The sequence below is a fragment of the Desulfobacter sp. genome (assembly GCA_028768525.1).
Lineage (GTDB): Bacteria > Desulfobacterota > Desulfobacteria > Desulfobacterales > Desulfobacteraceae > Desulfobacter.
On the sequence record CP054837.1, the window covers coordinates 3632599 to 3647175 of the forward strand.

Below are 14577 nucleotides of genomic sequence, written 5' to 3' on the forward strand. Positions count from 1 at the left end.
TCCACTGTTTTGCGCCGCCGTTGCATCTGTTGGCATCAGTCCAGCTTGAAAAATTTGGTGTCTGACTGGAGCATGATGTGGGTTTCGGTGACTTCGATCTCTTCGATGTGGTTGAAGCCCCGGTCAAAGAGAAAGTCATTGAGGTCGTTGATGGAGTCTGCCATGACTTCCACAAAAATATCGTATTTCCCGGTGGTGACCCAGACGGCGTTCACGTTGGGCAGTTCCTTGATTTTTTTGATGGCTTTGGCGTGGGTCCGGTGTTTGAGGTTGATGCCCAGCAGGGCCGCCACCTTGTTGGACATGGCAAAGGGATTGACCCGGGCCTCCAGCTTTAAAACCCCTTGTTTGGTCATCCGGTTCACCCGGTTGCTGATGGTGCCTTCGGATACCCCCAGTTCTTTTGCGATGGATTTATAAGGGGTGCGGGCGTCCTTTTGCAGGGCCAGGATGATCTGGGTATCAAGTTCATCAATGGTGCCGTTGGGTGAGGCCATGGTTCTTCTCCAAATTTGATCATTAATTTTTAGAAATCAGTATAGGGCGAGTCTGGGTAAAAATCAATAATATGGAATTAAATTTTTAAAAATTATGTTTTATGGAAAATAATGCATCAATTTTATGGAATTTAAATTAAAATGATTGACATTTATTTATCTCCGGTGCAGGATGGAATCATGCAAATATAAAACCTGTTTACGGAGGTTGATATGAAAACCATGAAAGCCCTTGTAAAAGCGGCGCCGGAGCCCGGTTTGGTCCTTCAGGACGTACCGGTTCCGGAGATTTCACATAACGAAGTCCTCATAAAAATTTTGAAAACCGCCATCTGCGGCACCGATGTCCACATCTATAATTGGGATGCCTGGTCCCAGCAGACCATCCCCGTGCCCATGCATGTGGGCCACGAATTTGTGGGTACTGTGGCCGCCGTGGGCTCCCATGTCACGGATTTCAAGCCCGGCGACCTGGTCTCCGGCGAAGGCCACCTGGTCTGCGGCCACTGCCGCAACTGCCTGGCCGGCCGGCGCCATCTGTGCAAGAACACCAAGGGGGTGGGGGTGAACCGCCCCGGGGCCTATGCCGAATACCTGGCCATCCCCGTCACCAATGTCTGGTATTGCGACCCGTCCATCCCCCTGGATGTCCTGGCCTGTTTTGATCCATTAGGGAACGCCACCCATACGGCCCTTTCATTTGACGTGCTGGGGGAGGACGTGCTTATCACCGGCGCCGGCCCCATCGGCTGCATGGCCGCCGGCATTGCCCGCCATGCCGGCGCCCGCCACGTGGTGGTCACCGACATCAACCCCTACCGGCTGGACCTGGCCAAAAAGGCCGGCGCCACCCTTGCCGTGGATGTGTCAAAGGAAAAACTCAAGGATGTTCAGGCCAAGCTGGGCATGAAAGAAGGCTTTGACGTGGCCATGGAAATGTCCGGCAATCCTTCCGCCCTCAATGATATCCTGGACAATATGTGCCACGGCGGCAAGATCGCCATGCTGGGCATCATGCCCGAATCCACCCCCATCGACTGGAACAAGGTGGTGTTCAATATGCTCACCATCAAGGGGATCTACGGCAGGGAAATGTATGAAACCTGGTACAAGATGACCACCATGATCCAGACCGGCCTGGACATCAGTCCCCTGATCACCCACAGATTCCATTACACCGAGTTTGAAAAGGGGTTTGAGGCCATGCGGTCCGGAAATTCCGGCAAGGTGGTGCTTGATTGGGCTGAAATGGAATAAATATAAGGAAAAATATCATGTCATTGGATAAACTCGATATCAGTCTGGCAGAAGAAATCAATGGTCTGAAGGAAGAGGGACGGGCCAAAATCCCGGAACGGGTCATCACAGAATATATCCCGCCAAAGGGGGCGTTCGGCCCCCGGTACCGCCTTGAGGGCAGCGATAATGAATTTATCCGCCTGAACTCCAACTCCTACCTTTCCCTTTCCTTCCACCCCGGGGTGATGAAGGCGGCGGACGAGGCCACGGCGGCATTCGGGGTGGGACCGGGCGCGGTGCGTTTCATCGACGGCACCTTCGGCCCCCACGCCCGGCTGGAGGAGCGGATCGCCGATTTTGTGGGCAAGCCCGGGGCCAAGATTTTTAACTCCGCCTATACCTCCAACTGCGGGCTGGCCCTCTCCATTTCCAATAAAAAGACCCATTGGATCGGGGACCAGCTCAACCATAATTCCATTATCCGGGCCATGCGGATTACCAATATCCCCAGCCCCAACAAGGGGATTTTCAAGCACAACGACATGGCGGACCTGAAACGCTGCCTGGAAGAGGTTTCCCCTGAGATGGAGCGGGTGGTGGTGGTTTTCGACGGCATTTTTTCCATGCGGGGGGACTATGCCCCCATTTCAGAGATTGTGGAGATCTGCAGGGCCTATGATCACAAGTTCAAGGACGGGGTGATCACCGTGGTGGACGATTCCCACGGCATCGGGGCCTACGGGGCCACCGGCCGGGGCACCCCCGAATATGCCGGCGCCTGGCCCGATATCGTTGTGGGCACCTTCGGCAAGGCCTTCGGGGTGAACGGCGGCTTCATCGCCGCCAGCGACACCGTGATCGAAGCGGTGCGCCAGAAGGCGGACACCTATATTTACACCAACCCCCTGAGTGCGGCGGACTGCGCCGCAGCCACGGCAGCCATAGACATCTGCGACAGCGACGAGGGCCTGGAACGGCTGGCCCACCTGGGCCGGGTCACCGCCCGGTTCCGGAAGGGCCTGGACGATCTCGGCCTGGAGTCCATCCCCGGCCCCCATCCCGTGGTGCCCCTGATGGTCCGGGACACGGCCAAAACCCACGAACTGGTGAAGTACCTCTACGACAACGGGGTGCTGGTGGTGGGCCTCACCTTCCCGGTGGTGCCCAAGGGGGATGAGACCATCCGGTTCCAGATCAACGCCTGCCATACCGAGGCGGATATCGACCGGGTGCTGAACCTGATTGCAAAATTCAAATAAAAGTGTGAACTACGCCTGTCATGCCCCATTGGCAGGATAAGAGATCGGGAAAAGGCGGCAGCTTGGAACACCGGGGCGGACAACCCGGAAACGGCTGCCGCTTTTTCCATGAATCTCTAATCCCGCTCCATCAAAATCCGTTAAACTCGTCCTTCGTCCTCAGACAAAACGAATTTTGTCCTTCTGCGGAATAAGAGATTCTATGAAAAAACCGCCTGATGCCTTTTTCCGGCCTGCCCGGCCCTCAGTGCAGATTTCCAGGGTTCAACTCATGCTCAATGGCTATGGATCACATAATGTATTGGCTGGTTCAGGTTGGGCGTTTTTATACAATATCTATTTTTTTGTTCAGCGAAAAATGTTCTTGTCCCTGCAATTTTTTAATGCAGAAAAAATGACAACTACGCCAATGACAATGAAAATCAAAGGTAAAAAAATGTGATGGAAATTGCTGCTGACGATAGCTGTTTCGGGACTTTCTTTTAAAAAAAGCACCTTAATTTTTTCACCTTTTTCGGGTGCCATGATCAAATGAGTCTTCACCTTGCTTTTTATAAAATGAATTTTTCCTTGAGTGTCTTCATACTGAACTATCGGTCTGCCCCCAAAACCAGATCTGCCACCAGCAGGTGCTTTATCGACGATTCCATATACAGAAACCGCCTTGTTAATAAAAATAAAATGCAAGCCAATCTTTATAGGTAAAAGAAACTAAGATAATCAGCCCAAAGCACAACATCAGTATATTTGGTATTATCTCCCTATCCCATAAATATTTTTTCATTTGTGTACGTTGGGGTATCCTATGGTCAGAGATTCTTTTGCAGCCAAATGTACCAGCAGAGACGCCTAATTGATTCAAGCCCGAACGGCTGCAGCATTATTGGAGAGTATCCTGTCTATTGCCGGAATGACAAGGAAATTTGAAATTTTTTCAGAGGGTTCAAATGTTTAGAATCTCTTGTCCCGTATATCTTCTTAAAAAAAAACGGGCGCCTATCATCTTGGATTATGAAGGTTAAAATAGATCCTCACCTTCCATACTTGACATCGCCCTGATTTTTTTTATTTCATTCTTACATAAACCGAGCGCTTCCAAAAAATCCTGATGGGCCTGTGGTGCGGTTGCTTCAAATTGCATATGCCATTTCCACATCCCCTTATCATCCAACCCGGCGGCACGTAGGAAATTTACCCACATGTCCTTGGTAACCACCTTGGTATCTTTGAGCAGTTTCGTGTTAGCCAAAAGACCAACTATTATCTTCTGCTGAGTTCGCAGTTGATTAATCTCATCGTTTATTGAATTAAGTCTTTGCCTAAGCAGCTCGCCACGATGGGATTTGCCTTGCTTGAGGATCTCCGTAATTTTTTTAAGTGATAAACCGGTACTTCGTAGCAGGCATATCTGTTTCAGTTTCTCATAATGTTTATCTGTATAGATTCGGTAATCGCTAGTGGTTCGTTTATCAGGGCTAAGCAAACCGATGGAATCATAATACAGCAAAGTACTTCTCGAAAGACCAAACTCTTTGGCCAGTTTTGATATAGAATATTTCATTATTCATTCCGTTATTCCCCCCGGCACTTAACCGGGGGGCTATGATTTCAAACAGTATTATTTACTGCCACTCCTAACCCTAGCGATCCATTCAGAATCGCCGGGCCTAATCCATTCGAGAAAACTCTGATGGCCTTCAGGGTTAGTCTGCTCGAATACCTGGTGCCATTTGTCCATATCCGATTCAGCTAACCCAATCCGGCGAAACATTTCTTTCCATTGTTCTACAGTTACGTTACTCATTTGTATCCCTTTCTTCCTATAATAATATTTTGTTTCCAAGTTCCAATGGTATTCTGGCCAGAATTACCAACTGAGAGTCAATGTAAACTGTAAAGTTATAGACGGGTCAATTGTTTTTTTGGGGGGATTAAAGAATATTTTCAGAATCAAAAAGGCTTCACTAATTCCAGATTCTGTATCTGAAACCAAATGCAGAATCTGGGATTAAACCGCCTTGCAGAAAGGAAGGACATTTAAGTATTCCACCACCCACCGAAAAGCAATCTGATCCCCCCTCAGAAATCCCAACTTTTGTCCGGGTTGGTTAGGTGAAATCTGTCCGGAAGATTCAGATGGCACTGTGGTGGATGATTTATTTATAGGCTCACGCAACACTCTGATGAGGCCGGGTTTCCACAACATGGCAAAAGCTTGTTTTCTTCTTGGCACATCTTTTTTTTGCGATACTTGCTGCCCGAGGCGTTACAATATTCTGTTCTGTCGATTATTTTCCATGGATACTTACTTTGCTCCGGGTCATTGGGATCCTTTTTAATTTTAATAATCTCTTCAAATGCGTGGCCACATGACCCTATGAGTTCATACTCTCTTATTCTTTTTGCCATTGTTGCTTCCATGGAGATCTTTGTGTGAATTCTTTATTCAGAAAACATTCTGGAGAGTTAACAATTCCTTTACAAGGCAGCTCCTTTAAGCCAGATCCAAACGGGAAGGGAGAACCATCTAATTTGCAGAATTGCCTTCTTTCAAGCCGGCCAGTGAAAAAGCTATTGTCAGAACTGCTTTTTATGATTTTTTTATTTTCCGCGGCGTATTTACAATCAAGCATGGTTTCTCTTTTTTATTGTTTTCAATAGCTAAGCCGGTTTTCTTACCCCAGCATTCGTGGGATGATGGTTGTTTCGAATATATCGGCATTGGTTCAATCCGCCTACCACGGTCGCCCTTTGCTGTAGTTTGATTGAGGTTTTTATTATTCGAAAATATTGACTAATCAATCCATTCTGTTTTGTATATAGGTGTATATACCTAAACTTTAAAATATTCATACCTATCGGCTTCTGGCTGGTAAGCGTAAAATGCAATTGACAGTGAGTTACGGCGCATAATAAAGAAATGAAAATTTGATTTTAATAAAACTAGCGCTTCTTAAAACGTTCAAGGTTAAAAATGCTCATACAGCCTTCTGATTCAATCTTATTCAAAGAAAAGCAAAGACGAACCAACATGAAAAAACAGGTGTCTGCCTTGAATACATTTTGGGTCGTAAAATTTTTGAATCAATATCATAGCGCCGTCAGCATCGAAGAGATATTGGAAGATGTTCACCGAGATTGCCCCTTTCTTGTTGAGAATCTGAAAACAGGTTTCATGGAACCGGTAGCGAAAGTTCACTTGCTCGACACCGCTTACTGGTTTTCAAATGAATTTATGATTCGGTTGTACGAATGTGTTCAAAAGAGAGTACTCGATCCAAATCTTGGATATAAAATAGGTAAAACAAGTTATCGGGCCCAGCACATAATAAAAACAGCAATTGGTATACCACTTATGGGGCCCTATACACTCTTAAAAATAATGTCAAAGGAGAATAGAAAGTATAACCGAACCAAAGAGAATGTCATTAGAAAGCTTACAAAAGGCCATGTTGTCATAGAGGTAATCCATAAAAAAAATGTTATCATTAATGACTTTGCTTTGGCATGGCATATTGGTATTTTTGAATCCTATGCCAGGATTGCAGGCGCAAGCAATGTGGTCGTTAAAGGCCGCAATTTAGAGGAGGGGCCCAAAAAATATGGAGATCCGGGTCGGGCAAGGTGGGAATTTGACATCCGATTCACCCACCATAACTTTTTCGCACGTATCTTCAATCTGATTATTTCACGTGTCCCCATTGTAAAAAATACAATCGAAAATGCGAATGCAATTCAAGAAGAGTTCACCGAGCAGATTCTCAATAGAGACAAAATAATCAGGGAAAAGACCCAAAGACTAAATCGGATCCAGACTAGGATTTTTAAGGCCGAACGTCATGCAATCGAGCAGCAACTAAAGAATATTTCAAAAGAATTGGTGTCCACAGAAGAGCGTGAGCGGCGTTTGATAGCCGAGGATCTCCATGACAGTATCAGTCAGTCTTTAGCATTAAGTCTATCTAAGCTGAAAAATTTCAATCAGTCTTCTGGCGAAAAAAGTCGAGATCTCGAAATTGTAGAGTCCGCTCTGGAGCAAGTGGTGTCAGATATTCGGTCTCTCACATTCCAGATAAATCCTCCAATTTTATATGATTTGGGTCTTAAGGCCGCAATTGAGTGGATTGTTGCAGATCTTGGGAAAAGAAATAATACGCAGATACAATTGAATGACAACATTAGTGGTCCAATTCTTCTTGAAGAACCCCTCAAAACAGTGATGTACAGAGCAATCCGGGAGATCGTCATAAATGTCATCAAACATGCCACAGCAAACCAAGTACAGGTAACGTTGTCAACTTTTGAGAATTCATATGTAGTTAGCATTGAAGATGATGGTATTGGTTTTGATCTCGCACAATTTGGAGGTAAGAATAAAAAAGGGTTCGGATTATTCAGCATAAATGAAAGACTGAAGGCTTTTGGTGGTGAAATGGAGATAGACACTGCGCCTGGCAAAGGGGTTCATGTGATGCTGATCGCTCCGATGAAAGGTTCAAAATAAAAATATGGTTGATAAAAAGATTAGAATCTTACTTGTCGATGATCATGAAATCTTAAGACATAGCCTGAAAAGGGCTTTGGAGCAGCATCCAGATCTCAAAGTTGTAGGCGACACAAATAATGGATTGGATGCAGTTAGGTTGGTAAATTTATTATATCCTAAATTGGTGTTAATGGACATTAGTATGCCCGATCTCAACGGTGTTGAGGCAACAAAAGAAATAATCAAATCTCACCCTGACACCAATGTGATTGCGTTGTCTATGATGTGTGATGAATACTCTGTTAAACGGATGCTGGCAGCAGGGGCAAACGGTTTCATATTAAAATCATGTCCGTTTGAAGAATTATACAATGCGATAAAAAAAGTGAATTCCGGAGACAGATATCTGTGCTCTGAAGTCCTGGATTTTGTGATAGAAACAATTCAGAATCCGGAAATTAAGGAAACGGAATCCATGGTTGAAAAATTAACACTCAGGGAGCTTAACGTTTTGCAACTGATTGCAGAAGGAAATACAAGCGTTGAAATTTCTAACAAACTTGAAATAAGCAAGCGCACTGTTGATATCCACCGGAGTAATATAATGAACAAGCTCAATACAAGAACAATAGCTGGTTTGACAAAACTGGCTGTTAAAGAAGGGTTAACTGATCTTTAATGATCCGGCTCAGAAATAGCTGAGATATGGTTAACCACATTTTAAAAACAAGATGGCTTTTAGCGAAACGGTCCAATCACCACATATTGTGACAGCCGCGACCGGCCTCCCCGCCCCGGTGTCTTGCAATATCCCTTTGACGTCACCGTGCCATTTGGTGAAACCGGAAAAACTAAAGCTGTGCCTGCGGCGATCCGCGGGCACAGCTTTTTTTGTCCAGGCCGGATATTTATTCAGAGTATCCGCTGCCCACGATCAGGCCGCTGACCGTGGTTTTGACATAGGAATGTTTCTGTTTTTCCTTCCAGACATAATCCACCCACACCCCGGTGGATTTTGATCCCAAAAGGGCTTCATAGACCGGGGGGGCTTTTTTCTTGAGGCTCTGGCCGGCCAGGGAGGGGTGGACCACCAGGACGCCGTTTTTTTTCATGATAAAGGCATAGGGATTGTAATCATTGGAATTAAATGAAGCAGGTGTTTTTCCTTTGTTGATTTCACTGACAATGCCGTCCACATTTTTTTTGATGGCATCCTTGTCTGCAGCCAATGACATCATGGGCCACAAAAAAAGTACGCATGCCGTGCAGACCACAAAATAAAACTTCCTCATGATAACGCCTCCTTTTGGAATATAGTTGATATCGGCCGATGCGGATCCGGCCGTGTTTATCAGGGCCAGGCCCTGTTTCTATTGGCTTGCTGCGTGATTTCAGCCGGGAGGAAGGGCGTCAGCATCCATTTGGAGTTCGTTTCTGACGAATCTAAAAAGAAATCAATTTATGAAGGTGATTCATTCAATAGGGGCATTGATAGTATGAAATTTTGAAAAATGCAAGAGGTTTATTTGGGGGCCGCCCGGGCCTTTTATTTCACCAGGGACTCGAAGATATGGTACTCCTCAATGTGGTAATGGGGTTCGGGATAGATGGCAATGGGTTTTGAAAACTGGGATTCCAGGGATGAGATCAGGTGCTTCTCGCTGCCGTGGAGGAGCTGGGCGATCTCCGGGTGGACCTTGACGGTGAACCTATTGCCCATCATGTCCCCGGCCTCGGAGACCAGGTCCCGGTATATTTTGTGGCAGATGGATTTGCCCGAAAGAAGGTGGCCGTTGCCGTTGCAGTAGAAGCAGGGCTCGCACAGGGTGCGGGTGAGGTTGCGGCGGGTCCGCTTCCGTGTCATCTGTACCAGGCCCAGTTCGGTGAGGGGCAGGATGTTGGTCTGGCTCTTGTCCCGGCGCATGGCTTCGTGGAGCCGGGTCATCACCTTTTCCTTGTGGGATTCCCGGCGCATGTCGATGAAGTCGATGATGATGATGCCGCCGATGTTCCGCAGCCGGACCTGGTAGGCAATCTCCTTCACCGCCTCCAGGTTGGTCTTGAGGATGGTTTCGTCAAAATTGTGCTTGCCCACGTACCGGCCCGTATTCACATCAATGGCCACCAGGGCCTCGGTCTGCTCGATGACAATATAGCCCCCTGACTTCAGCCAGACCTTTTTCTTCAGGGAGCGGGCAATGTCCCCTTCAATATTATAGGCGTCGAAGATGGGCTCCCGGTCCTGGTAGAGTTCCACCGAAAGGTTGACGTCGGGCATGAGTTTTTTCAGGAACCGCTGGACATGGTTGTACTCCTGCTTGGAGTCGATGATGAGCTTGTCCGCTTCGTTGGCCAGCAGGTCCCGCACTGCCCTGAAGGTGACATTGAGGTCCTTGTAGACCAGGGCCGTTGCCGAAAGCTTGTTGCTGCGCTCCAGAATGTCTTCCCAGGTATTGTTGAGGAATTCGATCTCCTTTTTCAGGGTGGCCTCGTCAATGTCCCGGGCCTGGGTTCTGAAAATATACCCGAAATTCGTTTTCCGCATGGAGAGCAGCATCTCCTTGAGGCGGTTCCGTTCGGCTTCGTCGGTGATCCGTTTGGATATGCCGATGTGGTCCACCGTGGGCATGAGCACCATGTACCGGCCGGCAAGGGAGATATGGGTGGTGACCCGGGGGCCCTTGGTGCCGATGGAGGACTTGGCCACCTGGACCATGATCTCCTGGCCTTCGGTGAGCAGGTCTTCAATGCTGCATTCCGGTGCGCTCCTCTGGTTCCAGGAGCCGTCTCCCTTTTCTATCTCTTCGGATTCCAGCTCCTCTTCTTCCTCCCGGTCCTCGGTGTCCGGGTCCTGTTCGAATTTTTTGCAGATTTTCAAACTTGCCGTATCCAGCACATCATCCACGTAGATGAATGCGGCCTGGTCAAATCCGATATCCACAAAGGCGGCCTGCATACCCGGCAGGACCCGCTGGACCCGGCCCTTGTATATATTGCCGGCAATACTGGTTTCATCTTTTCTTTCGATGAAGACTTCCACAATGGTGCCGTTTTCCAACAGGGCGACCCGGGTCTCGTGGGGGGCGGAATTTACAACAAGCTCTTTCAGCATGGGAATATCCTATTGCTTTAATTTTTTAATTCTGGCCGTCTGAATGGCGGCGTCGTCCATGCCGAATGCCTTGGACAATACCTCAGTGGGTCTTATGGTGCGCTCATTATATTTGGTGAGCGTCATGTCAATGCCGCCGCCGGCCCTTCCATTGATGGACGTAACGGATTTGCGAAGATCCGTTTTACGGATTTTACCTTTTTTACTGATATCTTCAACCATAAATTCATCCAGGGCCATAAACCGGTCTATATCTTCCTGTGTCGGGCCCCCGTTGGAAAACCGGATTTCATAGGACACGGCATCGTTGGCACCGGGGCCGGATTTCAGGTGGAGGGTGCAGTCGAACACGGATATCCCCTGGGGGAGCTGGGCATCCAGGGCCTTTTGGATATCCCGGGGCCGCAAACCTTTTTCCAGGTAAATGAACATCCGTTCCTCCTCGCTTTCCATCCCCAGTGGCAGGGCGGTCTCAAAGGACATGCGCATGGAGGGGTTGAACCCCTGGGAATATTTGACATTGAGGCCGGCCCGCTTCACGGCCCGCTGGAAAATGGTGGCCATTTCCAGGTGGCCGAAGAGCCGTGCATCCCCCAGTTTGGAGAACTTGATATCATATTTGATAAAGGCATCGTCGGGCAGGCGGGGCTGGGCAGCCTTTGCCCCAGCCGGGGCCGGGTTCTCCAGGCGGTGGAGAACGGGTTTGATCTCTTTGAAATCGCAGATCCCGCAGCCGGTGCAGTCGTTTTCCCGGCAGTCCGGGGTGGTGGCCAGTTCTTCCGCCTTTTTAAATTCCTTTTCCAGGAAGCGGCCGGAGATGCCCGCGTCAATATGGTCCCATGGCAGGGGCTCCCCGGGTTCCCGGACCCGTGAAGTATAAAATTCCGGGTCGATGCCCGTGGCCTCGAATGCCTCTTCCCAGAGGCTGTAGTCGAAATGGTCGCTCCAGCCGTCCAGGCGGCAGCCCAGCTCATAGGCCTTGACCAGGAGGGCGGAAAGTTTCCGGTCCCCCCGTGCCCATACCCCTTCAAGCTGGCTCATTTTGGGATCCTGCCATTTTAGCTTGACCTTGGGGTGGCGGATGATCTCCTTGAGGTGGGCCAGTTTTTCCGTTGTCTCTTCCAGGGTCATCTGGGCGTGGCGCTGGAAGGGGGTGTGGGCCTTGGGGATGAAACAGGTGGTGGAGGCGTTGATCATCTTTTTGCCCTTGGCATGGGCCGAAGCCAGGCGTTTGGACAGGGACGCGATCCCGTCGATGTCGGCCATCTCCTCAAAGGGCAGCCCCATCATGAAGTAGAGCTTGATGTTTTTCCAGCCCAGGGCCAGGGCATTTTCCACCGTGGCCTCGATGCTCTCTTCGGTGAGGTTTTTATTGATGATGTCCCTCAGCCGCTGGGTCCCGGCCTCCGGTGCAATGGTGAACCCGGTCTTCCGTACCGTCTTGATCAATTCCATCAGCTCCGGGGTCAGCCGCTCCGCCCGGATGGAGGGCAGGGAGATGGCATTGCACTGGCCCGCACTCATGGTAAGCAGTTCCCGCATCAGGGCGGTCAGTTCGGAATAATCCCCGGTGCTCAAAGAGAGCAGGGAGATATCGGAATAGCCCGTGGACTTCAGTGACTGGCGGGTGATCTCCAGCAGGTCCTCAAGGGAGCGCTCCCGCACCGGCCGGTATATCATTCCGGCCTGGCAGAACCGGCATCCCCTTGAGCAGCCCCGGGCGATTTCCAGGCGGAGCCTGTCGTGGACCGGCTTGGCATAGGGCACAATGGGGTCAATGGGAAAATTGTCCATGGTCAGTTCCGGAAGAATGGCCCGTTTGACCCGGGTGTAGTCTTCGTGAACCGGGGTCAGGGTCTGGATCCCTTTCCCATCCCATTGGGGGGTGAAAAAGGAGGGGACATAGACCCCCTGGATTTTGGAGAGCGCTTTGAGCAGGGTCTGCTTTTGCCCGTCCCCCTCTTTTTTAAACCGGATCAGGGTGTCGGCTATTTCCAGGGAGGCCTCTTCCCCGTCCCCGATGAGGAAGGCGTCTAAGAAATCGGCCAGGGGTTCGGGATTGTAGGCGCAGGGCCCCCCGGCAATGATGACGGGGAAGGTGTCATCCCGGTCTTTGGCGTAAAAGGGGATGCCAGACAGGTCAAAGAGGGTGAGGATATTGGTGAAGTTCAGCTCATAGAGCAGGCTCACCCCGACGATATCGAAATCGGCCAGGGGGGTCCGGGTCTCCATGGAGAGGCAGGGGACCTGTTTTTCCCGCATCAGGGCTTCTAAATCCTTTGCCGGGGTAAAAAAGCGCTCCGCCGCAATATCCGGCCGCTTGTTTAAAATGGAGTAAATAATCTGTAAGCCGAAATGGGAGGTCCCGATCTCATAGAGGTCGGGAAAGGCCAGGGCAAATGTGAGATCCACATCTTCATGGTCCTTTTTTACAGCGTTGATTTCGGTGCCGGCATACCGGGTCGGGGTCTGGACCCGGGCAAGGATATCTTGATAATTTTCTTTATGCATGATACTGATTTTATAAAAAATTTTAATTTAAAACCACTTGTGGTCCTCTTTGATCAAAGTTGATAAGTATATAATTTTTATATGGAAATTGCAATGAAAAGAACGAAAATTGATGTTGTATTAAACCTTGACGCCACACCCGGCGAGGTGCTGGTCAAGGGCTGGGTCAGAACCAAACGGGAATCCAAGGAGTTCTGTTTTCTGGAAATCAATGACGGATCCTGCCTGGCCAATATCCAGGTGATTGCCAATAATGACCTGTCCAACTGGGACCAGGTCCAGAAATTGACCACCGGGTCCGCCGTGGGGGTTCAGGGCAAATTGGTGGAGTCCCCGGGCAAGGGGCAGAAATGGGAAATCCAGGCCACCGGGGTGGAGGTATTCTCCATTGCCCCTGAAAATTATCCCTTACAGAAAAAGCGCCACTCCGATGAATTTTTGAGATCCATCGCCCATCTGCGGCCCAGGACCAATAAGTACGGGGCCGCTTTCAGGATCCGGTCGGAAATGGCCTACGCCATCCATCAATTTTACCGGGACCGGGGCTTCCGCTATTTGACCTCCCCGTTGATCACCGGGTCCGACTGCGAGGGCGCCGGGGAGATGTTCCGGGTCACCAGCCTGGATCCGGCCGAGGTGGCCAAGGCCGGAAAGATGGAGTTTGCCAAGGATTTTTTCGGCCAGGAATCCAACCTCACCGTCTCCGGCCAGCTCTCCGCCGAAATGTTTGCCCTCTCCCTGGGTGATGTCTACACCTTCGGCCCCACCTTCCGGGCGGAGAATTCCAACACCAGCCGCCATGTGGCGGAATTCTGGATGCTGGAGCCTGAAATGGCCTTCTGTGATCTCACCGGCAACATGGACCACGGCGAGGAATTGGTGAAATTTCTTGTGAAACACGCCATGGAACACTGCGAGGCCGACCTCAACCTCTTTGGTAAATTTGTGGACAAGACTCTGCCCGCCCTCTGGGAGACCCTGATCAACGAGGAATTCGGCCGCCTCACCTACACCGAAGCCGTGGAAATCCTGGAAAAATCCGGGAAAAAATTCGAGTACCCGGTGAAGTACGGCATCGACCTCCAGTCCGAACACGAGCGTTTCCTGGCCGAAGAGTATTTCAAAAAACCGGTCTACCTCACCGATTACCCCAGGGAGATCAAACCCTTTTACATGCGCATGAACGAAGATGAGAAAACCGTGGCCGCCATGGACCTGCTGGTGCCCCGGATCGGTGAGCTCATCGGCGGCAGCCAGAGGGAGGAGCGGCTGGACCGCCTCACCGCCCGCATGGATGAGATGAAGCTGGATCAGGATGCCTATTGGTGGTACCTGGATTCCCGGCGGTTCGGCACCGTGCCCCATGCGGGATTCGGCCTGGGATTCGAGCGGTTCCTCATGATGATCACCGGGATCACCAATATCCGTGACGTCATCCCCTTCCCCAGAACCCCCGGCAGCATCGATTTTTAG

The 14577-nt window shown here is 49.8% G+C and carries 12 protein-coding genes; 6 read left to right on the forward strand and 6 right to left on the reverse strand.

Annotation, left to right across the window (positions count from 1 at the left end):
- Positions 1–35 precede the first annotated feature (35 nt).
- Positions 36–497 (reverse strand): AsnC family transcriptional regulator, encoded by a 462-nt coding sequence (locus HUN04_16145; GenBank protein WDP91143.1) that lies wholly within the window; start codon positions 495–497, stop codon positions 36–38.
- 213 nt (positions 498–710) lie between these two features.
- Between HUN04_16145 and tdh the strand changes: the two genes are divergently transcribed.
- From tdh to HUN04_16160, 3 genes are all read left to right on the forward strand, one after another.
- The gene (gene tdh / locus HUN04_16150; GenBank protein WDP91144.1) at positions 711–1754 is read left to right on the forward strand and encodes an L-threonine 3-dehydrogenase; all 1044 of its coding nucleotides are present in this window, start codon (positions 711–713) and stop codon (positions 1752–1754) included.
- 17 nt (positions 1755–1771) lie between these two features.
- Complete coding sequence (locus HUN04_16155) at positions 1772–2995, forward strand: aminotransferase class I/II-fold pyridoxal phosphate-dependent enzyme (protein ID WDP91145.1); 1224 nt, start codon at positions 1772–1774, stop codon at positions 2993–2995.
- 202 nt (positions 2996–3197) lie between these two features.
- A complete protein-coding gene (locus HUN04_16160) occupies positions 3198–3437 on the forward strand; it encodes a hypothetical protein (GenBank protein WDP91146.1) in 240 nt (79 codons plus the stop codon).
- A 576-nt stretch (positions 3438–4013) separates the two neighbouring features.
- Here the strand turns inward: HUN04_16160 and HUN04_16165 are convergent.
- Both HUN04_16165 and HUN04_16170 read right to left on the reverse strand, forming a co-directional pair.
- Positions 4014–4556, reverse strand: coding sequence for a MerR family transcriptional regulator (locus HUN04_16165; GenBank protein WDP91147.1), 543 nt, complete (start codon positions 4554–4556; stop codon positions 4014–4016).
- Positions 4557–5388: 832 nt separating this feature from the next.
- Entirely contained in the window at positions 5389–5628 is a 240-nt protein-coding gene (locus HUN04_16170) for a hypothetical protein (GenBank protein ID WDP91148.1), read from the reverse strand.
- Positions 5629–6026: 398 nt separating this feature from the next.
- Here HUN04_16170 and HUN04_16175 point away from each other — a divergent pair, with 398 nt between their 5' ends.
- Positions 6027–7499: a sensor histidine kinase gene (locus tag HUN04_16175; protein WDP91149.1), complete on the forward strand. Its 1473-nt coding sequence runs from the start codon at positions 6027–6029 to the stop codon at positions 7497–7499.
- A 4-nt stretch (positions 7500–7503) separates the two neighbouring features.
- Positions 7504–8160, forward strand: coding sequence for a response regulator transcription factor (locus HUN04_16180; protein WDP91150.1), 657 nt, complete (start codon positions 7504–7506; stop codon positions 8158–8160).
- Between the two features lie 229 nt (positions 8161–8389).
- Here the strand turns inward: HUN04_16180 and HUN04_16185 are convergent, their stop codons facing one another.
- From HUN04_16185 to HUN04_16195, 3 genes are all read right to left on the reverse strand, one after another.
- Complete coding sequence (locus HUN04_16185) at positions 8390–8773, reverse strand: hypothetical protein (protein ID WDP91151.1); 384 nt, start codon at positions 8771–8773, stop codon at positions 8390–8392.
- Positions 8774–9027: 254 nt separating this feature from the next.
- Positions 9028–10593 carry an Rne/Rng family ribonuclease gene (locus tag HUN04_16190; GenBank protein WDP91152.1) on the reverse strand — a complete coding sequence of 522 codons (1566 nt, stop codon included), beginning with the start codon at positions 10591–10593 and terminating at the stop codon, positions 9028–9030.
- A 9-nt stretch (positions 10594–10602) separates the two neighbouring features.
- A complete protein-coding gene (locus HUN04_16195; protein ID WDP91153.1) occupies positions 10603–13104 on the reverse strand; it encodes a TIGR03960 family B12-binding radical SAM protein in 2502 nt (833 codons plus the stop codon).
- 93 nt (positions 13105–13197) lie between these two features.
- On the opposite strand from HUN04_16195, the gene asnS reads away from it, so the two are divergent.
- Positions 13198–14577 (forward strand): asparagine--tRNA ligase, encoded by a 1380-nt coding sequence (gene asnS / locus HUN04_16200; GenBank protein WDP91154.1) that lies wholly within the window; start codon positions 13198–13200, stop codon positions 14575–14577.